Annotated in this window: 20 protein-coding genes; 3 read left to right on the forward strand and 17 right to left on the reverse strand. The window is 36.1% G+C overall.

From position 1 onward, the window contains the following. Nucleotides 1–531: 531 nt before the first annotated feature. The 3 genes from ACSR9O_RS23630 to ACSR9O_RS23640 all read right to left on the reverse strand — a co-directional run bounded on the left by ACSR9O_RS23630 (nt 532) and on the right by ACSR9O_RS23640 (nt 3,841). The gene (locus tag ACSR9O_RS23630) at nt 532–1,893 is read right to left on the reverse strand and encodes an MFS transporter (protein WP_491725207.1); all 1,362 of its coding nucleotides are present in this window, start codon (nt 1,891–1,893) and stop codon (nt 532–534) included. A gap of 270 nt (nt 1,894–2,163) precedes the next feature. After that, entirely contained in the window at nt 2,164–2,868 is a 705-nt protein-coding gene (locus ACSR9O_RS23635) for an RraA family protein (RefSeq protein WP_491725208.1), read from the reverse strand. Between the two features lie 67 nt (nt 2,869–2,935). Continuing rightward, nucleotides 2,936–3,841, reverse strand: a complete 906-nt coding sequence (locus ACSR9O_RS23640; protein WP_491725209.1) for an NAD(P)-dependent oxidoreductase — start codon at nt 3,839–3,841, stop codon at nt 2,936–2,938. Between the two features lie 292 nt (nt 3,842–4,133). On the opposite strand from ACSR9O_RS23640, the gene ACSR9O_RS23645 reads away from it, so the two are divergent. Beyond that, nucleotides 4,134–4,793: a GntR family transcriptional regulator gene (locus tag ACSR9O_RS23645; RefSeq protein ID WP_063576579.1), complete on the forward strand. Its 660-nt coding sequence runs from the start codon at nt 4,134–4,136 to the stop codon at nt 4,791–4,793. A 668-nt stretch (nt 4,794–5,461) separates the two neighbouring features. Here ACSR9O_RS23645 and ACSR9O_RS23650 read toward each other — a convergent pair. From ACSR9O_RS23650 to ACSR9O_RS23710, 13 genes are all read right to left on the reverse strand, one after another. After that, nucleotides 5,462–7,702, reverse strand: coding sequence for a peptidase G2 autoproteolytic cleavage domain-containing protein (locus ACSR9O_RS23650; protein ID WP_491725210.1), 2,241 nt, complete (start codon nt 7,700–7,702; stop codon nt 5,462–5,464). 499 nt (nt 7,703–8,201) lie between these two features. Beyond that, nucleotides 8,202–9,044 (reverse strand): permease prefix domain 1-containing protein, encoded by an 843-nt coding sequence (locus ACSR9O_RS23655; protein WP_106028698.1) that lies wholly within the window; start codon nt 9,042–9,044, stop codon nt 8,202–8,204. Further along, nucleotides 9,031–9,840 carry a permease prefix domain 1-containing protein gene (locus ACSR9O_RS23660; protein ID WP_268938218.1) on the reverse strand — a complete coding sequence of 270 codons (810 nt, stop codon included), beginning with the start codon at nt 9,838–9,840 and terminating at the stop codon, nt 9,031–9,033. Before ACSR9O_RS23660 ends, ACSR9O_RS23655 begins: the two co-directional genes overlap by 14 nt. Beyond that, nucleotides 9,827–10,177: a PadR family transcriptional regulator gene (locus tag ACSR9O_RS23665; protein WP_098865994.1), complete on the reverse strand. Its 351-nt coding sequence runs from the start codon at nt 10,175–10,177 to the stop codon at nt 9,827–9,829. The genes ACSR9O_RS23660 and ACSR9O_RS23665 overlap by 14 nt, the downstream gene beginning before the upstream one ends. Nucleotides 10,178–10,371: 194 nt before the next feature. Beyond that, nucleotides 10,372–10,665, reverse strand: a complete 294-nt coding sequence (locus tag ACSR9O_RS23670) for a hypothetical protein (RefSeq protein ID WP_260356692.1) — start codon at nt 10,663–10,665, stop codon at nt 10,372–10,374. Between the two features lie 330 nt (nt 10,666–10,995). Further along, the gene (gene fsa / locus ACSR9O_RS23675) at nt 10,996–11,664 is read right to left on the reverse strand and encodes a fructose-6-phosphate aldolase (protein ID WP_260356691.1); all 669 of its coding nucleotides are present in this window, start codon (nt 11,662–11,664) and stop codon (nt 10,996–10,998) included. Between the two features lie 146 nt (nt 11,665–11,810). Continuing rightward, nucleotides 11,811–13,832 (reverse strand): transketolase, encoded by a 2,022-nt coding sequence (gene tkt, locus ACSR9O_RS23680; RefSeq protein ID WP_260356690.1) that lies wholly within the window; start codon nt 13,830–13,832, stop codon nt 11,811–11,813. Nucleotides 13,833–13,911: 79 nt separating this feature from the next. Next, nucleotides 13,912–14,850 carry a sugar-binding transcriptional regulator gene (locus ACSR9O_RS23685; protein WP_260356689.1) on the reverse strand — a complete coding sequence of 313 codons (939 nt, stop codon included), beginning with the start codon at nt 14,848–14,850 and terminating at the stop codon, nt 13,912–13,914. A gap of 57 nt (nt 14,851–14,907) precedes the next feature. Beyond that, nucleotides 14,908–15,267, reverse strand: coding sequence for a PTS glucitol/sorbitol transporter subunit IIA (locus ACSR9O_RS23690; RefSeq protein WP_260356688.1), 360 nt, complete (start codon nt 15,265–15,267; stop codon nt 14,908–14,910). A 32-nt stretch (nt 15,268–15,299) separates the two neighbouring features. After that, on the reverse strand, nt 15,300–16,349 hold the full coding sequence (gene srlE / locus ACSR9O_RS23695; protein ID WP_397314184.1) for a PTS glucitol/sorbitol transporter subunit IIB: 1,050 nt from the start codon (nt 16,347–16,349) through the stop codon (nt 15,300–15,302). A 17-nt stretch (nt 16,350–16,366) separates the two neighbouring features. After that, a complete protein-coding gene (gene srlA / locus ACSR9O_RS23700; protein WP_260356687.1) occupies nt 16,367–16,894 on the reverse strand; it encodes a PTS glucitol/sorbitol transporter subunit IIC in 528 nt (175 codons plus the stop codon). A 21-nt stretch (nt 16,895–16,915) separates the two neighbouring features. Next, nucleotides 16,916–17,344: a transcriptional regulator GutM gene (locus ACSR9O_RS23705; protein WP_491725211.1), complete on the reverse strand. Its 429-nt coding sequence runs from the start codon at nt 17,342–17,344 to the stop codon at nt 16,916–16,918. 93 nt (nt 17,345–17,437) lie between these two features. After that, entirely contained in the window at nt 17,438–18,721 is a 1,284-nt protein-coding gene (locus ACSR9O_RS23710) for an NAD(P)H-dependent oxidoreductase (protein WP_260356685.1), read from the reverse strand. 289 nt (nt 18,722–19,010) lie between these two features. Between ACSR9O_RS23710 and ACSR9O_RS23715 the strand changes: the two genes are divergently transcribed. Together ACSR9O_RS23715 and ACSR9O_RS23720 are read left to right on the forward strand one after the other, a co-directional pair. Then, complete coding sequence (locus tag ACSR9O_RS23715) at nt 19,011–19,481, forward strand: NUDIX domain-containing protein (protein ID WP_260356684.1); 471 nt, start codon at nt 19,011–19,013, stop codon at nt 19,479–19,481. Nucleotides 19,482–19,614: 133 nt separating this feature from the next. Next, a complete protein-coding gene (locus ACSR9O_RS23720) occupies nt 19,615–20,034 on the forward strand; it encodes a cupin domain-containing protein (protein ID WP_260356683.1) in 420 nt (139 codons plus the stop codon). A gap of 220 nt (nt 20,035–20,254) precedes the next feature. On the opposite strand, the gene ACSR9O_RS23725 is transcribed toward ACSR9O_RS23720, so the two are convergent. Next, the gene (locus tag ACSR9O_RS23725; RefSeq protein WP_169803995.1) at nt 20,255–20,428 is read right to left on the reverse strand and encodes a hypothetical protein; all 174 of its coding nucleotides are present in this window, start codon (nt 20,426–20,428) and stop codon (nt 20,255–20,257) included. Nucleotides 20,429–20,656: the final 228 nt, after the last annotated feature.

Here is a 20,656-nt window from a genome sequence, read left to right on the forward strand (position 1 = left end):
AGCATTTTTGTTAAGATTCTTTTCTGCTAAAGGATGGCTTTATGGATGGTTGAAAAAGATGGGAAACTTTTTGACCACCCCCAAAATTATATTCGAATATATGAAGCGAACCACGAAAGAATGGAAATCCTGTAAAAAGACAATAAAGTAATTTAATTTTAAAACCTAAAAAAAGCATAACCCCGTTCTAAATTTAAGACGGGGTTAAAATATAGTTGTTTAATTTTGGATATAAGATACTTCACTGTAATCAAAAATATTAAAATAAAGTCATTTAAAAATCTAAGGTTTATTCAATAATAGCGCCCAATTGTTGAAGATCATTAATCAACTAACGCACCCGTTAGTTCATTAAGGCTTGATAACAGCACAAGAGCAATCTCTCCAATGTTCGCCACTAAGGCTTTTTTAATTTTTTTGGTTATCAAACTGATAATTATAAAAGTCAGTTAGATTATATATCTGATTAAAACAAAAAAGGCATGAAGTTTATGCCTTTTTTATTTTAATCATTCGAGGACCATTTTTATATTATCTTGATTGCAATTTATCTTCATCTTTTAATGAGGTTTCTTCATTGTTATTCGCCTCTTGTTTATCAAAGCGAAGATTTAGAATAATTATAAATGCGATAATACAAACTACAGCTATTATAACCAGTCCCCCATATACACTACCCGTAGCATCATTTATTGCACCAATGGCATATGGTCCTACAAAACCACCAAGATTTGCAATTGAATTAATCGCTGCAATCCCAGCTGCTGCAGATGTGCCTGTTAAAAAAAGAGATGGTAAAGTCCAAAATGGTCCATATAGACTGAAAGTAGCTCCATTGATTATACACAACAATGCAATTACAACAATTGGATTGGATGTAAATCCAAAAGCAATAAGAGCTAAAGCACAGATTCCTATAGGGATAGCTATGTGCCAACGACGTTCTTTTGTTTTATCTGAATGGCGCCCCCATATTATCATGACAATACTAGCAAAAATATATGGTATGGCTGTGATAAATCCAACGGCAGTGCTTGATAATCCATCAGTAAATGAATCAATAATTTGTGGTGCAAAGAATCCAACACCATAAATAGCGAGGGTTTTACTAAAATAAACAATTGCTAGTAACCAAATCATAGGGGAAAATATAGTCTTGGCTGTTGAATTACTGTATTTATTTGTAACGCTTTGTTTTTCACTTTCTAGTTCATTGTGTAACCAAGCCTTTTCTTTATCGGTTAGCCATTTAGCATTTTCTGGTTTCTCAGTAAGAAAAACAAAGGTGCATATACCTAATAAAACAGCAGGTATTCCTTCAAGAAAAAACATCCAACGCCAACTAGAGATGCCCATCCAATGTATATGATCAAGAATTAAGCCTGAAACAGGTGCTCCAAAAATATAAGCGAGAGGGAGACCAAGCATAAATAAAGATATTACTTTTGCTCGATCTTCTTTACGAAACCAAAAAGTTAAATATAAAATTATTCCTGGGAAAAACCCTGCTTCCATAATTCCAAGAATAAATCGGAGGATATAAAGATGTGTTACATCTTGAACTAAACTAGTTGCAGCAGCAACAATCCCCCATGTAATTAAAATACGAGCTATCCAAACACGAGCCCCAACTTTATTCAATATTATATTGCTTGGAACCTCGAACAAAAAATATCCAATGAAGAAAATTCCTGCTACAATCCCAAACTGTGCACTAGTTATTCCTAAATCCTTATTCATATGAGAAGCTACATAGCTTAGATTAGTTCTATCTAGCATGGCAATAAAGTATAAAACAATAATAAATGGGAGAATGCGGTATTGAATTTTTTTAACAGTTTTAGCCTCGAATTCACTAGTGTGAACTTGTGTGTTATTTGTCTGTAGTTTCATTCTCTTTCCCCTCCAAACATTCATTTTATTCAATTGAATGATGTTAACTCTATTAGTTATGAAATTAAAACCGATTCTGTTTACTTTTGCACTAGTCTAGGAAAGAGACATTCTTATAAAATCTGCCATAAGCAATATTATAAGGATAAGTTTACGTTTAGGAGGTCCCCTTCTAAAAAAGGGCACTCCCTATTACTTTTATTTTATCTTAAAAAAGTAAAACTCAATGTTTACTTAAAATCTTGAAAACCAATAATAATCTGTAATCGCTTACAAAGGTGCGCAATCAATAATTTGACATCCTTTTTTCTGTAAAGTTTCATCAACCCAACTACGTTCCCATGTTCCATTATAGATTGAGTCAATCACCATTTTTTCTTTTGCTTGGATGTCTTTAGCTTTTTCAAGAACGCTTTCAGCATCTTCTTTTGGAATAACTACAATGCCGTCATCATCAGCAACTATTATGTCTCCCGGGTTTACAGGAACATTTCCACAACTAATCACTGTATTAATTTCGCCGGGACCTTCTTTATAAGGACCACGGGGAGTACCACCTTTTGCGAATACTGGGTATCCCATTTCGCTAATTCCGTAAAGGTCTCTCACAGGGCCATCGATAATATATCCTATAATTCCTTTTGTTTTCGCATAATGACACATCAATTCACCTAGAATTGCATTCCCCATATCTCCACATGCATCAACTACAATTATATCTCCTGGATGTGCCAAGTCCATTGCCTTATGGACTAGTAAATTATCTCCGGGATGTGATCTAACAGTAAATGCACTTCCGGCAATATGTATTCCAGGTTTATTTATACTTTTTATGGAGTAGTCCATCGCAAACATTCGCCCCATAACATCTCCTATATTGGGAGTAGCAATCCCTTTAAATTCTTCAATGATTTTCTGGTTAACTCGCTCAATATTTTTAACCACTCGAAATCCTACATTTGACAATTCATTCAACCTCTTCCTTCTTGTATTTTTTATCAATTCAACTATTTTATTTCTTTTTACTTCAATGTTTTTAGCTTTAAGGACTCACTACATTCATAGATAAATATTGATCAAGAATTTGCGTAACATTATTTGATTGAATTACTTCTTGGTCTATATCCATTTTTAATGAATTTGAAAAGAAAGATATAACTCCTTCAGTAACAAAAGGAGAAAGTTCAGCTTCTTTTATTAAATTACAGCTATCAAGAACCTCTTTATAGCGACGATTTTTATGAATTACATGGGTCGTGATCAAGGCGTTAGCAAAAGTGGTAAAGTCATTATTATTTATTGTTTTTGAAATGCTCTGCATGACTTCATCTGATACACCGTAATTTTTGGCAGTTATCATTGTTTCTAAGATTAGAGCTTCCAAACCCTTCATAAAGATACTTCTTAATAATTTAATGCTTGCTGCCCCTCCATTAGGGTGATTTATTGCTTGGCAGTTAAATCCTAGCGAGTTCAACAGTGCCTGAACTTTTACTGATTGCTCCCCAGCAATCAACAATGGAACTTGTTGCTGTTCTGTAGCTACCGTCCCCATTATGGAAGCGTCAACATAAATACCGCCATTTGAAACAATTATTTTTTCGCTATTTGACTTTACTAGAGGCGTACTTGTTGTAAGATCTAAAAATACTGTTCCTTTTCTTATCCCTTTGGCAACTTCTGCTGCTACCACCTCCGAAGCAGAACTATTCACCAACGAAATTATAAGTGTGCAGCACTCTCCAATCTGTTCAATTCCATCAACAGCTTGGACACCGATATTGTTAATTTTTTCTGTTATTAAATTCTTATTTTTCTCTAATAAAATATCATAGATGAACACGTGTTTCGTTTTTTCTAAGAGTCCTTTTGCAAAAACTTGACCAACCTCTCCAAATCCAATAATCCCTACACGTAGACCCTTTACTTCATTTAAATCCAAATTCATAATAACACCTTCTACCTCTGTTTTGTAACTTTGGATCCAAAGCTCACTTGTATTATAATTAAATATTTTCTAAATTGTCAATCTATTTTTTTACTTGGAAATTGAAAAGTATGCTTACTATTGAAATAAAATTAAGATAAACTTAAAATATATTTGTTATTTTGGATCCTAAACTTCATTGGTAAATTACCAATTGCACTGTTTGGTTATTTGTACTAATAATTTAATTTTGTATTCTGTATCTTTTCTTTATCATTTATGTCTTATAATTTTTTATTAGGAGGAATGTAAAATGAAACAAGCATCTCTATTACCTGCACGTGATCAAGTTGCTGAGATTCTAAGAAAAGCAATATTTACTGGTGAACTACAACGGGGACAAGAGCTTACTCAAGAAAAAATTGCAGAAGAACTTGGTACATCAAGAATGCCTGTGAGGGAAGCCTTTCAGATTTTAGACCGTGAAGGAATATTGACTATACAAAAAAGGCGGGCTATTGTTCAGGGTTTAACAATAGAAGATATCGTAGATCATTTAGAGATACGTGGAATGCTTGAAGGTGAGGCTGCTGCCCGGGCAAACTTAAAGGGTAAAGAGTTTGAAGGTATTAAACTCGCACTAGAAAAATCAGAAAAAGCAGCATTATCCATGGATGTTTTAAGTTATGTATCAGCTAATGAATCCTTCCATAGAGCTATTTGGGCTGCATCAGGAAGTTCAAGACTAGAAAATTTTTTGAATTATCTATGGAATGGATTTCCTCCTCATTTACCAGCGTTGTTACCCCAACAAATAAAAAGATCTATCTCTGAACATCAAGATATTGTTAAAGCTATTTGCAAAGGTACCCCAGACGAAGCACGTATTACTATGACACACCATATTGGACGTAGTATAGATGACTTAATTAAACACCATAAGGAAATCGATTCTGATGGAAAAACAACCTGATAATAAAATAATTGCGGTCTTTTCGCACCTAGATGTTCATTACAAAAACCAGCTAATATCTTAACGAGATATTAGCTGGTTTTTGTTTCTAATTAAAATAATAAAAACTACGACACTTTCAATTTAATAGGTATTCTGTATGAATTGGCATTCCGGGAAATAAATTTAATAGTAACAAACCCTTAATGAACTAACCTGCCCCGATAGTTGCATAACAAAAAGGTTGCTTCAGCAACCTCCCTTATTGAAGTAAAGCACCCGTTAGTTCTATAAGAAAAGCGAACTTTATTCAAGAATCGCGCCCGATTGCGGAATAACGTTATTAAAGAAAACTGCCGTTACTTGAAGAAGGATACTTCTTTAGTTACCTAAATTATCATCATAAGGGTTCTTATACAAATCTATATCAAATTCAGCCTCAATGCTTCAAGCAAAATTGATAACGTCTTTATCTAGATATAAGGAAGAAAGTCGTTTGAATTTTGGATCTGTTCTCACCAAAAGAAGAAGGACCAGCTTAATCCTTTTTCTTTTTATTGAATTAACGCTGCTACCCGATAGCTTATAAACAATCGAGTATTATACATGTAGAAAACCCTTCAAGTTATATTCCGAAGGGCTAAAAAATCTAATTAAACTTCTATTAAATTTCTTTGACAATTTAGTCTTTAAACAATACTATTCCCATTAAAGAAAACTATAATTTTATTTTTAGCTGTACGTTTCATCACGCGATATCCTTTATTATTAGAAGCTGTTGTCGCGATACCTTGGTTATTTGGTCTGCAATAACCATTGGCCTTACATGTTCCATCATCACGAACAAGCAATTGCCCCAGTAAGCCAACCGCAGCCCATTCTGGTCTATCTGAACGCGGAAGGTATTCTTTTGTAGGATCCCAGTCAGGATTCAATATCGGTTGCCGCTCTGTCCTTTCTGCAATAATAATGTTTCCTTCTCGTTCGGTTTCTGCTGGAATGACAACATCATGAGATTGGACTCTACCCCATTCATCAGTTACATATTTATCTTTCCATCTTAATTCTCCGCTGTTTCCTACTACAGCTGGATTGGCACTTATTATGCCAAGGATATAGTCATCTTTTTCATTTGCCATTCGAATTTTTTCTCCATCAAATGTCACAAAGTAACCTACGTCAATGGGATGACCGTCAACCGTTTCAAACATTTCAGCATAATCGGCATTGCCCATCACCCAACCCATATCCGCAATCCCGGTTCCATTATTTAAAATCTTCGCCGCAAGGGATTTATTGGTTGAACTTGTTCCGTTTGCAAGATGCCAGGAAAGTGCGTCAGTAGCATCCCCACAACGCCCCATGATATGGGCACAAAACAGTCCATTTGTATTTGTATTATCTCCTTCCGCATGGGACTCAGACCCACTGGCAATGGTTTTATATCCTTCCGCATGCGATGCGAGTCCACTGGCAGTTGTTAAGCCTCCTTCCGCATGGGAAAAACCTCCACTGGCGTGGGTAAAGGCACCTTCCGCGTGGGCCGCTACTGCCTCTGGGCCTGTCGTCGTGAATCTTCCTTCGGTATGCGAGGCTTCACCATTAGACGTATTTCCTTCCCCTTCCGCGTGGGAGGCCATACCACGGGCTTGAGAAAGCCTAAATTCATCCTGTATTGTAAATCCTTGACCCTCTGCATGAGAAGCAATTCCACTAGCAGCGGTTTTATATCCTTCCGCATGAGAAGAATCTCCACTCGCTGCGGTCTCGTATCCTTCCGCATGGGAAGCGATATTACTGGCTTTAGTACGGTATCCTTCCGCATGGGATTCCTGTACAGTGGCTTCTGTATACCATCCTTCCGCATGGGAAATGTCACTAGCGGTGGTACCGAATCCTTCTGCATGGGCAGCAGTTTGATCGGCTTTGGTACCTATTCCTTCAGCATGGGAACCCCTTCCACTTGCATTGGTATTGGACCCCTCTGCATGGGAAGAATTTCCACTGGATTTGGTATAGGATCCTTCTGCATGGGCAGCAGTTTGATCGGCTTTGGTACCTATTCCTTCTGCATGGGCGGCGATTCCACTAGCAACGACTTTATTTCCTTCTGCATGGGAAAAACCTCCACTGGCGGTGGTTTCGAATCCTTCCGCGTGAGCCGCTTCAGCCCCATTTCCTGTCATCGTGATTCTTCCTTCAGTATGCGAAGCTTCCCCATTGGCAGTATTCCCTTGCCCTTCGGTGTGGGAGGCGTTACCAAAGGCTTGATTTTGCTTTACTTGATCGCTTATAAGCCAACCTAGGCCTTCCGCATGGGAACCGACTCCATTAGCCAACGTATTTCCTCCTTCTGCATGGGAGGCGATTCCACTAGCAACAGTAGCGGATCCTTCTGCATGAGAAGCCTCTGCAGTCGCGTAGGTAACTCCACCTTCCGCGTGGGCACGAATTGCGCTGGCTGTGGTTTGTTGCCCTTCAGCATGGGAGGCGTAACCATTGGCTGTGGTTTGTTGCCCTTCAGCATGAGAGGCGACACCATCGGCTTGAGTTGCGTATCCTTCCGCATGAGAATAAGCTTTTGTGGCACGAGAAAAGCCTCCTTCAGCATGGGAACCTTGTCCAATGGCCTGGGTTCTTTGCCCTTCCTCATGGGCATATTCTCCAATACGAGCGATGGATCTTCCTTCTGTTTTCTCAATTACGGTAGTCCCCTGCCCTTCGGCGTAGGAAGCGTTACCAAGGTTTAGACTTCGCTTTAAATCGCCTTTTATCAAACCTTGATCTTCCGCAGGGAAAGCCTTTTTACTGTCAAGAGTAATCCCGCCCTCCATTACAGAATATCGGTTTGCATGATTATCAATCATTCCAGATGTTGATGCTATAATCCCTTCTTCTGATTTTTCATCATGCTTCTTTCCATCAAACATAATTTCAACCTCCTCTTAACGTTATTATTTGTTCATCTTGGAATTAAATATTAAGGAAAAAATTTCATTAATATTTAATTGTCTTATTCCAAGTTTTTTTTATGCGTATTTCATAAGATTTGAGTAACTTCACAAAACTGCCCCTTTAGTTTAAGTACATTTCTTCACAATCTCTTCTAAAATATCCATTTATTTTGAAAATGAGTTACTCAACAATCTGGCCCAATTGTTGAACAAAGGTGTACGAAGACACAAAGATAAGTACATTGGGGACATGAATTTGAGTACATAGAGTTATTAATCCACTCAAAACCGCACCAATTCAATCACTAAACTGTTTTGAGATACAAAATCGAGTACATTATAAACAATACAGTCATAAAAATTTATCTGTAAACACAAAGGGGAAGGCAATATCTACTCCCTCCCCTTTTTCGAACAACATATATTTTTAATCTTCTTGATTACTTTATAAAAAGACGTTAGTTCATTAAGAAATTCAGTTTATAAGTCCTTTTAAATATGTTTTATGATATTTTTTTAAGAATCCCCAAACAATAATTAGAACCCCAAACACTACAAAGAACAAAATCGGCAGCTGAAAAATATCCATGTAATCTCCTAATGCCCATGAATTATTTGCTTCAATAACATTCTGGTAGGTATCCTTATATTCATATTGAACAATCCAATTATCCTTTGTACTCGCCACTGTTCCTAAATCATAATCATCGCTAACAATTCCTTCTTTATTAAAAATTTCATACGGATCTTCTATCATAAATGTTGCATACTGATATTCAATGGGGTAAGTGGTAGAAGGTTTTTGTGTTATATTAAATTCTTTCAACCAATCTTTTAATTGAGCGTTCTCTTCTGTGTTAAATATTGCAAGATAATTCAAATGATCCTTATGTTCGTCGAAAAGAGTTTGAATATCCTCTTTTTTGGAGTCAGAAATCACATCATCATCACCTACAATGGTTAACACATCGTTCATGATGATGCTTCTTTCTTCCTTGAAATTATATATTTCTAAGGAGGTATTTACAAAAATGATAGCTCCTAGCACAAGTGAAACCAATGAAAATAATAAGATATAACGAGCAAATCTCTTTTGTACACTAAAAAATTCTGATAATCCTTTAATCATGTGTTTTTTATCTCCAAAGTTTTCAATAGCCATTCTGCTCGCTTCTTCTTCTGATACTCCCTTTTCTTTTAACTCATGGGCAGCCTCTAATAAATGCGATTGCATTTCCTCTTTTAATTCCTGAATTTCTTCTTTATCTCCATCAACATTTCGGTAAACCGAATGAACGTATTCTTCAATTTGTTTCATTTTTTATCCCCTTTCCAATAAAACGGAAAAACAGATACCCTACAACATTTAATAAAGCAAAAGCAATAACCCAACCAGCATTCAATCGTCTATGATGATAAGCGTTAATGATTGCCCAAATTGCAAACAGTACCCAATAAATACATACACTTAGAAACAATGCAGTATATGCTGTTTCTACATAACCTTTTGATTCAACCATGACATCCCAATTTTCGTTACCTGTACCATCAGCTCGATAAGAAATAAAGTGGTTAAATATTGGTTTTTCTCTAAAACTATATTCTGGTTCTTCGCTTACAGTAGTATAAAATGTCTCATTACCATAATTGGTAACCTCAACAGCACTAATGGTTACTCCTGTAATGTTTTCATTTTCTTGTACAATTTTTTGAATATCCGTTTTAGCTTGCTCGGTTATTGTATTACCTAAACTATCAAGGATTTGTGAACTAAATTGATAACTCTCATTTTGTTGATTCCTTTCAAGTGGAATAAGAATACCATATCCGATAAAACTAATTAAAAGGAATGTTAATGCTGTATAAAGTACCCATTTTGCAAATGTTCTTTGTGCTTTAAACAACTGACCAACAATAGAACGCATTTCTTTTTCTCCGCCGAAACGTTCAATGGAAATTTCAATTGCTTCTTGTTCAGACTTTCCTTCTAATTTCAACTCGTGAACAGCCTCTAATAAATGACCTTTCATTTCATCTTTTAATTCTTGTATTTCTTTTTTATTTCCGCCAACATTTTGATAAACCGAATCAACAAATGCTTCAATTTCTTTCATTTTTTCTCCCCCAATCCAAAAACGAATCAATCACATCTCTTACAAATTCCCATTCCAAACGCTTTTCTTTAAATCCTTCTTCACCCATTGATGTAAGTTTGTAATATTTTCTTCTTCCTCCTGGTCCTTTCTCATCCCCCCAGTAAGAAGAAATCCATTCATTCTTTTCTAATCTCTTTAAAGACAGATAAAGCGTACCCTCTTTTAATTCAAATTGGTCATCACTCTTTTCTCGAACAATTTTGGCTAATTCATAGCCGTACATATCCCTCTTATGTAAAAGAGAAAGGATGAGAGTGTCTATATGCCCTTTTAAGACTTCTTTATTAATTTCCAAATTATCCACCTCTTGGTATAAATATATTTTATATTACTATATAATGCAAGGTATTCATCAAAAAAACGGGTAGTTCTTAATGAACTATCCTGCCCCGTTAGTTCCATAAGAAAAAGCTGCCTTATGGACAGCTCCGATCTTCGGCTAACGCACCCGTTAGTTCCATAAAAAACATTACGAACCACTTATAAATGCTATATCAAAAATACTACGAACCACATAAAAGCAATACCAAAATCTAATAACATTTGCCTCTTATTTTCCTTTTTTAAAAAACTTTCAAATCCATCTATTATTGAACCAATTCCTAATAAAAGAATTATATATTTAATGAAATTAAAATTAAAATCATTAATTATAACTACTATTAAAATTAAGCCCATTAATATCCTCATTAAATAACTAATCAGAATAAATGGTTTAGTACGTTTAGTACTTTCTCTTTTTTCAAAAAACAATCCCATTACATATTTCAACTTATTTGACACTAAATTTCCCCCATAAACTACAAACTGAATTTAATAAACTATACCATAAAGCAAACGGGTCTTCGTCAACTAACTTGCCCCGTTAGTTGCATAAGAAAAATCAAAAGCATTGTTTAAGAGAGTCTATTGAGTAACAAAAAAAAAAGTTCGTAAAAGTGTACTCTTACGAACGGAAGGGTTAATTATTACTTTCTAAAAAAGCTTAATGCAAATTAGATTTTTATAAGATATATATTAAAGAGAAAAAAGCGAAAAAACTACCTGTATTCATCTAGGTAGTTTTTCATAGAACATGTATTACTCATAGAGTCGTTTTTATTTTAGATAATCTTAGCTTTTAAGAGCTTTTTCCCAATCAGAAGCAAATTTTTCGATTCCTTGATCCGTTAGTGGATGCTTAGAAAGTTGCTCAATTACTGAATAGGGAATCGTCGCAATGTGAGCACCAGCCATCGCTACACGAGTTACATGATCTGGATGTCGAACAGATGCTGCAATAATTTGTGTATTAAAGTTATGAATAAGGAATAATTCAGCAATTTTTTCCACTAATTGTACTCCATCCTCCGAAATGTCATCCAAACGACCCAAAAATGGTGAAACATATGTGGCACCAGCACGTGAAGCTAAAAGCGCTTGGTTCACAGTGAAAATAAGTGTCACGTTGGTTTTAACACCTTTTTTAGAAAGATAGCGACAAGCCTCTAAACCAGATAATGTCATAGGTAGTTTGATTGTTACTTTCTCATCTCCACCATTAATTTTAATGAGTTCTTCTGCTTGTGCTATCATTTCTTCAGCTGTAACAGCATCAGGTGTTACTTCTGCAGAAACAGATTCAACATGAGGTACTACTTGACAAATTTCTTCAATCCGATCCTCGAATTTTATGCCCTCTTTAGCAACCAAAGACGGATTCGTTGTAACACCGGACAAAATCCCTATTTTATATGCTTTTTTAATGTCTTCAAGATTTGCAGTATCAATAAAAAACTTCATGATAAATTCCCCCCATATAATTAAAAATCAATGTTTGTTTACTTTATTTCCCTTCTTTTTTTACAGAATCGGTTAATCCATATATTTGTCCAAGAAATCCCGCGTAATTATGTTTTTTTTTCAGCCATTTATAATCCTTCTCCTATTTATCCATGTACAGTAGTAACTTCTATTAACTCTTTTACTTTTGCTACAACGTTTTCAACTGTAAAACCAAATTCTTTCATGATTGTCTCACCAGGAGCAGATGCACCGAAGTGATTAATGCCAAGAACTTGTCCTTCGTCTCCAACATAGCGTTCCCATCCAAGTGTAGAAGCCATTTCCATACCTAAACGTTTTTTCACTGATTTAGGGATAACACTTTCTTTGTATTCAGCTGATTGCTCTTCGAAACGATCCCATGCAGGCATACTTACAACAGATACGTCAATGCCTTCTGCAGCTAATACGTTTTGTGCTTCTACTGCTAGGCTTACTTCAGAGCCCGTTGCAAGTAATAAGGCATCAGCTTGGTCATTGCCACCTTTCGATACAACGTATGCACCTTTAGATACGCCTTCGTATGCCTTCTCTTTTGTGCCCTTAAGCGTTGGTAAGTTTTGACGAGTCAACACAAGCACTGTTGGACGGTCAGTTGATTCTACTGCTAAGCGCCATGCAGCAGCTGTTTCATTTGCATCCGCAGGACGGATGACTGAAAGGCCTGGCATTGCACGAAGTGATGGTAATTGTTCAATTGGCTCATGTGTTGGGCCATCTTCTCCAACTGCGATGCTGTCATGTGTAAATACATAGGTTACAGGAAGCTTCATTAAAGCTGCTAAGCGAATCGCCGGGCGAAGATAATCAGAGAACACGAAGAACGTACCGCCGAATACTTTTACACCACCGTGTAAAGCCATACCATTTAATGCAGCTCCCATTGCGAACTCGCGTACGCCAAACCAGATGTTACGTCCTCTATAATTAACTGGAGTAAAATCTTCTGCACCTTTAATCATTGTTTTGTTTGAGCCAGCTAAGTCTGCTGATCCACCGAACAATTGCGGTACAGCTTGCGCTACTGCGTTTAATACTTCTCCTGAAGAAGCACGGGTTGCTAAGTTCGAACCTGTTTTATAAACTGGTAGTTGTTGTTCCCATCCTTCAGGTAATTTCCCTTCTACTGCTAGTTCAAATTGATGAGCCAGCTCAGGGTATTTTTCTTTATATTGAGCAAATACATTGTTCCATTCATTCTCTTTCTTTTGGCCAACTTCAGCAATTGTAGCGTTGAAGTGAGCATACACTTCTTCTGACACATAGAAATCTTCTTCAAATGTCCATGCATACGCTTCTTTTGTTAATTTTGTTTCCTCAGCACCTAATGGAGCACCGTGCACGCCAGATGTACCCGCGTGATTTGGAGAACCAAATCCGATTGTTGTTTTTACTTCAATCAGCGTTGGACGTGTTAAATCAGCTTTTGCTTCTTCGATTGCGTTTGCAATTTCAGTCAAGTCATTACCATCTTCAACACGGATTACTTGCCAACCATAGGCTTCGAATCTTTTTTCTGAATTATCAGAAAACGAACGATCTAAATCGCCATCTAATGAAATATCATTTGAATCATATAGGACAACAAGTCGGCCTAATTTTAAGTGCCCTGCTAACGAAGCTGCTTCAGCAGATACACCTTCCATTAAGTCTCCGTCGCCACAAACAGCATATGTAAAGTGGTCTACAATTTCTAAGCCTTCTTTATTATATGTTTCAGCTAGATGACGCTCTGCCATCGCTTTACCGACAGCCATTGCAAAGCCTTGTCCTAGTGGACCAGTTGTTGCATCAACACCTGCTGTATGACCGAATTCTGGATGACCCGGTGTTTTACTTCCCCATTGACGGAAGTTTTTAAGATCCTCAATTGATAAGTCATATCCAGCTAAATGAAGCAAGCTGTATAAAAGTGCTGATCCGTGTCCTGCTGATAAGACAAAACGGTCACGGTTAAACCAGTTTGGATTCTTTGGATTGATGTTCATAAACTTTGTCCATAATGTATAGGCCATCGGAGCAGCTCCCATTGGCATACCTGGGTGTCCTGAATTTGCTTTTTCAATAGAATCTATAGAAAGTGTTCGAATGGTTGAAATTGATAATTGTTCAATAGATGAGTTCATTTTTCTTCTCCTTTTTCTTTCCTTTTTTAAAAAATAAGGGGACGATGACATACATCTCTCGCCCCACATTCTCCTTAGATTAATCCAACAAAGCCTGTGCTGTTTCTTCGTCAGTGATTAGTACATGTATTAATTTTCCTTCTAAAGTTGCCTTTATTGCCTTCACCTTTTCTATCCCACAAGCAACACCCACAACAAGAGGGATTTCTTTTAACCTCTCTAAATCAAGTGTAATAATCTTTTCATTCCAAGAACTATCTGCTGCCTGTCCATTTTTATTAATGAAGTTATAACAAATGTCTCCAACTACATCACCTTGATCAAAATAGCCCTTGTGATCTTGACCAAGATAAGAGTTTACCATCGTCGAATGTTCAGGAGTCCCACCAATTCCGACAATTGCTATGTCAGACCGAGTGGCTAGTTCAAAAACATTTAGAATAGAATTTTGTCTCATAAAAATTTCTTTTGCTTCTTTAGAATCAACCATTACAGGGGCGTGAAGAAGCTTGTATTGGGCCTGTATACTTTCTGCGAGTTGAGCTACAATATGGTTTGCATGTATATCCATTCGTTCATTTCCCATCCCTCCAACTAGAGGAACAAACGTAACGGATGGATAAGATTGGGGAGACGTCAAAGACTTCGCTACCTCATGCAATGTTGTTCCTGCAGATACACCAACTGTTTGACCGTCTTTGAGTACTCGTAGTAAATATTTACTCGCCGCAGCTCCTAGTCTACTCTTGGAAGAGTCACCACCAAGATTTGGGATACACACTACCTCACGTAAACTGTACAAACGTTCAATTTTACCTTCTAATTGTCTATAAGGATGAATTTTATCATCATGTATAATAATTTCCACAATTCCAAGATCTCTAGCTTTTGAAAGATATTTAGAGATAAGAGATCTGCTTACGCCTACCTCATCTGCAATTTGGGATTGAGTAGCTCCTTCTTCATAATACATATGAGCTACTTTCACAAGTAATCTAGTATCTTCAGGAAAGTTCAAACTAGTACCTCCTTTTTTTCTTTTTATTTTACTTGGACTTTAGGAGGTATTATTTTATTATGACTTAAATTCAATTACACTCCCATTTTTAAATTGCGGAAGTACATGGGGATTCGCAAACACTGCCCCTGGAAGAACTTCTTCTGTAGGTTCTGAAAAGTAAATTGATATATGACCAAGTTCCTTCAGATTATTATTTGCTAAAGAGCCGACAGCCGTGATTGTAAATTGCTGATCATTAATTTGAAGAATCCCCCCTTCTTTAATGGGCTGTTCTGAAACGTCCTCTTCCACTTCATGAATCACTGCTACTTCTTTTAAACCGTCTGGTGCTTGAGGACCGAATAAAATCATAATTTTCTCTTCTTCAAATGATAAAGCTAGTTCCCCAATTTCTTTTACAATAGATTTATACATAGTAATTCCTCCATCTGTTTATAAAGTTATGATTAGTACATGCCTATACTTGCAATATAGGCAATTACAACAGCAAGAACACCTGTAATTAAACGACTATATAACACAGCAGGCACACCATATTGTACCGTTTCTGGCTTTGCTTCGCCAAGTGATAATCCAACTGGAATAAAGTCTGCACCAACTTGTGCATTAATAGCGAATAAAGCAGGCAATGCGAACTGAGGTGGAATATTCCCTTTTGCTATCTCCGTACCAATCAAGACACCGATAACCTGAGCGATAACTGCACCCGGTCCAAGTACTGGCGATAGAAATGGTAGGGTACAAACAAGTACGAGGATAATTAAACCCCATAAAGAACCAGCAAGAGGCGTTAAGAATGTTGCAATTGCATCGCCAATCCCCGTATAGTTAATAATTCCAATCAACATACTAACGAAAGCCATAAACGGGATAATATTTTTAATAAGCATTTCAATGGAATCTCGGCCTGCTTGATAGAATGTTCCTGTAACTTTTCCAATTCCTCTTGAAAATCTTATTAAGAAGTTATCGCCTTTATCTTGGTTTTCCTTCTTTAACTGTTCATAATCTTTTTTAAAACTTTCTTTGTCCGTTGTATCAAATTTTTTAGTCACAGTTTCTTCTTTTATCTCTGATTGACCAATCTCTGATTCCGATTGCTCATCTGCTACAGTGATTTGCTTTTCTGTTACACCTGAAACAAAGATGTCTTCTTTAATATGCTTTGCAAGTGGCCCAGACGGTGAAGATGGAAGAACATCAACTGTAGGAATACGCTTCATTGGATAAAGACCAATTCTCGCTGTTCCTCCACAATCGATAACCACGCACATCATTTCATCTTCTGGTACCGACGTTTTAAATCCGTCTACTGCTTCCGTACCTGAGACTTCAGCTATCTTTCTAGCTACAGGGTGGATTCCCCCTCCTGTAATTGAAACAACTTTCACTTTCTTTCCTTTTGGTTCAATTCTCAGGCCTGTCCCCCATCCACCTGAACCTTTATCAACAAAAATTGCACGTTGCTGAGTCATGACGCTTCCTCCTTGTGCCATGGTAATTCCTCCCCCTTTTACGAATTCGCTTCCATTCGTTTAGCTAGATATTTTGTGATAAGTTCAGTAATAACACCACGCAAGAGCATAATGACAATACCTACTAAGAAGTATCGTACTGCAAGATCAGACATTGAATAACCAGCCTCTTTTATACCGTTCGCAATTCCTAAGTAAACAAAAAGTTCTCCGGCATTTGCATAAGGAAATAAAGCTGTTACAGGGTGAAAGAAACTAACTAAAGAGTCAAAAAACGCTGGTTTTTGTTTTTCTGGTAAAAATCGTCCGAATGTATAAGCCATTGGGTTAGTTAGCAATAAAATTGATAGTATTGGCATCAACGTATATCTTAGTAAGGTATACTTTGCAGCAAATTGAATGACTTTATTAACTCTCTCTTCTCCTATAAACTTAATCATTGCGTACGTAAATGTCAGTAGCACAACTAGAGTTGGTACAATACCAGTCATTAGACTCATGAACTGTTTTCCACCAGCATCAAACATTCCGATAAAGTGTTCTCCGAACCATTGAATCCATTCCATTGTAATTAGCACTCCTTTCTATTAAACCAATGAGATATTTTTTTTTGAAATCGATAACAATGCATTTTCAGCAGCCTTTGAAAGAGCTATATTAATTGCAGGTAATCGTTTAGACTTCCCTTTACTTTTCACTTTGGAAACCTCTAAAATATCCAGTACAGCCCCTGAGTGTTGACCTTTATATTTGCCTAACTCTTTAAACTTTGATAAAACCGAATAGCCATTTACTACATAACATTCCTGAATAATATAGTCATTATCTACGACAATCATAGCAATTGCCCCAGGTCTGAATTTTCTTCTTTCCATACCCGAAAAGAAATAATACCCTTCTTTTCCTTTGTAAGCACTTACAATATTATCCATACTTTTTCTGTAGTATCGCATTTGTATAAAAGTAAGTGCGTATTGAACAATTAACAAAAAGCAAAGAACAATCACAAAATTCATAAAGAGTAATTCCCTCCTCTTAAGTCCCTTTATTTAGAAAAAAGGTGCAGCAAAATCTATTCTTTAATAGGTGTTTGCTGCACGCTTCGGAACTTAGATAGTGGTTAAAATTTCACCTTTTGGTGCTTCTGTAGGGAATAAATGATCTTGAAGCGATCTTAATTTCCATACAGTTGTTGTAGGATCTAATTCTATATCATCCGTTGTCAGGAATTGACCTTGGCGAATATCTTTTTTCGCTACAACTTTACCACTAATTAAACCGATTGGAATATGACCATTTTGTTTCATATCCTGATGTGTTTCAAGTACACCGCGTACAGAATAGCCTCCAATACCATCTAATGTTTCACCAGCTTTAATATCACGTTTTGCAACGGTAACCGTTTCAGAAACTGGTGCACCAATTGGATGAATTGAAGAGTCATGTTGTAAAACAGCTTTTGCAATAGTAATTGGTGTTTCTAGACTAGCAAGATGATACGGGCGATATAAAATGTGGTGATCTCTTTCACCTTTTTTCAGCAAATAATTTAGCTCGTGCGCTACAGCTTCATTTTGACCTTTTACAATTACAAATACTCCTGGTGCAAGACCATCTACATATTCCACTACACCAAATTTATTTAACACTCCACCATTTTCTTTAACATCTAAATCTTTAATAACTGAATCAAGATCTCCAGAAATTCCGTGCATTCCAACTACATCCGGTACAAATCCAATAGCGTTAGACAATAAATTCATTTCAGCCATCGTCTTCGTACCATCTTGGAAAGCAGCAAGCATGTGGGAAGACATTTTTTTCTTGTTTGCTTCTTCTTGTGCAGTGGACGGGTTTGCTGTGACATTTAATTTGTTATTTTTCCCTTTACCAGCAACTAGTACTTCCATACCCATTGTTTTTGCAAATTCAAATAACTCAAGAGTTGCTGCCGGCTCATCACCTGCTGAACCTGTGTAAACTAATCCCGCATTTTTAAACATTTGATGCATTACTGGACCAATTGTGATGTCTACTTCAACGTTTAATAAAACAAGATGTTTTTTAGACCTGAATGTTTCAAGCGAAATATTTGCTCCTACTTCCGGAACACCTGTGGCATCAACAATTACCTCAACATTTGAAGATTGAATCACTTCGCGAAAATCATTTGTTATGATAATTGATTCTTTTCTATCTGCCTGTGAGTTATAGTAATCCGCGGCTCTTTGTGCTGCATCAACATTTATATCACTAACACCTGTTACACTCATTCCAGGAATACGAGAGATTTGACCAATCATTCCAAATCCCATCTGTCCAGCACCAATAACCCCTACTTTAATTGGTTCATTTGCTCGTTCTCTTTCTAAAAGTTGTTGATAGATTGACATCTATTCCATCTCCCTTATATAGTTTTCTTTTACCAATAAAATTACTTTTCTGAAAACAAAATCTATTAACCGCTTACAAATACTTTTTTTAATATATAACTTTTGTTAAAGTGATTAACATGTTAAAACAAAACGTAACATTTGAAAAACATAATATCAAATGTATTAATAAAGTAGCATTTGTTACGGGTAATAACATTTGTTAATCTCTATGTGTTTATATTAAAATTAAATGGAAACGTTGTCAACAAAAAAAGGAAATTAGATTTAAGAAAAGGATGGTAAAAGAATGAATCGAAAAGATTATTATTATGATGAACATGCACCAAAGCCGCAAGTTATTGTTCCAGCAGTTTCAGCTGTCATATTCCATGAGGAAAAGGAAATTCTTCTTCAAGAACGAGTGGACAACTTGAAATGGTCTATACCTGGGGGCACAATGGAACCAGGTGAAACAGTGGAAATAGCGATAAAACGAGAGGTAAAAGAAGAAACCGGTTTTGATATAGAGGTAAAACAATTGTTAGGTGTATATAGTGATCCTAATCATGTCATAGCCTATGCAGATGGAGAGGTTCGACAACAATTTTCTATTTGTTTTTTATGTGTAATTAAAGGGGGTTCTTTGGTAATTAGTAATGAATCGAAAAGAGTAGCCTTTGTTCCTATAAGGGAATTAAACACGATAGATATGCATAGAACCCAAAAGATAAGAATTCAGGATGCCTTAGCTGGAAATAATGCGGCGTTTATAAGATAAATTAATAAGGATTAAATTCAATAAATTAACAATTTATTATCCTGATGATTGGTTAAATCTACTTAACAAGTGGGTTTAGCTAGTTATAGGCAAAAGATATATATCAATAATTTTTTTTACAAAGGAGAATTAGATGAATAAACAAATATGTATTATTAAGAATGAACAAATTAAATATTCATTAGAAAATAATGCGAGGCAGTATTTGGTAGGGAAATTATCACTTCCTCAAACACTTAATCATATAGAGGATGATAAGTTAGAAATTGGTATCACTTCTTATACTGATTTTCATAGTGAATCACCTCACTATCATACTCAAGCTTATGAGTACCAATATATAGTTAAAGGTACGACAGAATATATGGATGTAGAAACAGGACAAGAATACACCTTCCATCAGGGAGACTTTTATGTGACTCCCCCTGGTATTAAGTATGCTCAACGCTCGCAACCAGGTACAGAAATTTTTTTTATAAAAACACCCCCAGGCAATGACAAGAAGATAATTGAGAATACAGATAAAGTTAAAGAATGGTTAAGAGGCAAATAGCACAATTGATTTTTAAATAAAGGAGAAGGTCGGGATAATCGTCTTGAAAATGGGGTCAACGTTGTAAATCCGCATTTTCCTGACGCTACCCCTTAATGAACTAACGCACCTGTTAGTTCTATAAGACTTATTGCAGAGTTGACACATACTGTGTCATAAAGTATTTATATAAAATCAAAAAATAACTGCTCCTCAAAAAGCAGGAGCAGAAAAAAAGATGTTATTTCACAACTTTAAGAGGAACAAGTACTTTATTAAAAAAAGACGTTTCGAGCTTGGCTAACCAACCGTTTCCGTTTTCTCCATTAGCTACTTGAGCAGCGTGTTTTTTGTGAAATTCTGCTACCCGTTTATTATGCTCTTTATGCCATTGGTGCATAGAATTATGTTTCATTCTTATTGCCTCCTTTCCGTTTCATTATATTTTTAGAAAAGTTAAATAGAAAGTGCTTTTTATTCAGCTTTTGAAAGAGAGGAAATCGATAAGTTAATAAATATGAATATGCACAGTTCGTATACAACTAACCTGCCCCTTTAGTGACATAAGGGTTTTTAAACAACATTATTATTTTTTAATGACTTTATTGTAAATTAAACAACTTTATTATCTCTGTACAGTAGC

Source organism: Peribacillus sp. B65, assembly GCF_058513295.1.

Coding starts and splice junctions, on each gene's coding strand:
- ACSR9O_RS23630 (WP_491725207.1), bottom strand. CDS start 1,893: ATGAAACTACAGACAAATAACACACAAGTTCACACTAGTGAATTCGAG.
- ACSR9O_RS23640 (WP_491725209.1), bottom strand. CDS start 3,841: ATGAATTTGGATTTAAATGAAGTAAAGGGTCTACGTGTAGGGATTATT.
- ACSR9O_RS23645 (WP_063576579.1), top strand. CDS start 4,134: ATGAAACAAGCATCTCTATTACCTGCACGTGATCAAGTTGCTGAGATT.
- ACSR9O_RS23650 (WP_491725210.1), bottom strand. CDS start 7,702: ATGTTTGATGGAAAGAAGCATGATGAAAAATCAGAAGAAGGGATTATA.
- ACSR9O_RS23655 (WP_106028698.1), bottom strand. CDS start 9,044: ATGAAACAAATTGAAGAATACGTTCATTCGGTTTACCGAAATGTTGAT.
- ACSR9O_RS23660 (WP_268938218.1), bottom strand. CDS start 9,840: ATGAAAGAAATTGAAGCATTTGTTGATTCGGTTTATCAAAATGTTGGC.
- fsa (WP_260356691.1), bottom strand. CDS start 11,664: ATGAAGTTTTTTATTGATACTGCAAATCTTGAAGACATTAAAAAAGCA.
- tkt (WP_260356690.1), bottom strand. CDS start 13,832: ATGAACTCATCTATTGAACAATTATCAATTTCAACCATTCGAACACTT.
- ACSR9O_RS23690 (WP_260356688.1), bottom strand. CDS start 15,267: ATGTATAAATCTATTGTAAAAGAAATTGGGGAACTAGCTTTATCATTT.
- srlE (WP_397314184.1), bottom strand. CDS start 16,349: ATGGCACAAGGAGGAAGCGTCATGACTCAGCAACGTGCAATTTTTGTT.
- srlA (WP_260356687.1), bottom strand. CDS start 16,894: ATGGAATGGATTCAATGGTTCGGAGAACACTTTATCGGAATGTTTGAT.
- ACSR9O_RS23705 (WP_491725211.1), bottom strand. CDS start 17,344: ATGAATTTTGTGATTGTTCTTTGCTTTTTGTTAATTGTTCAATACGCA.
- ACSR9O_RS23710 (WP_260356685.1), bottom strand. CDS start 18,721: ATGTCAATCTATCAACAACTTTTAGAAAGAGAACGAGCAAATGAACCA.
- ACSR9O_RS23715 (WP_260356684.1), top strand. CDS start 19,011: ATGAATCGAAAAGATTATTATTATGATGAACATGCACCAAAGCCGCAA.
- ACSR9O_RS23720 (WP_260356683.1), top strand. CDS start 19,615: ATGAATAAACAAATATGTATTATTAAGAATGAACAAATTAAATATTCA.
- ACSR9O_RS23725 (WP_169803995.1), bottom strand. CDS start 20,428: ATGAAACATAATTCTATGCACCAATGGCATAAAGAGCATAATAAACGG.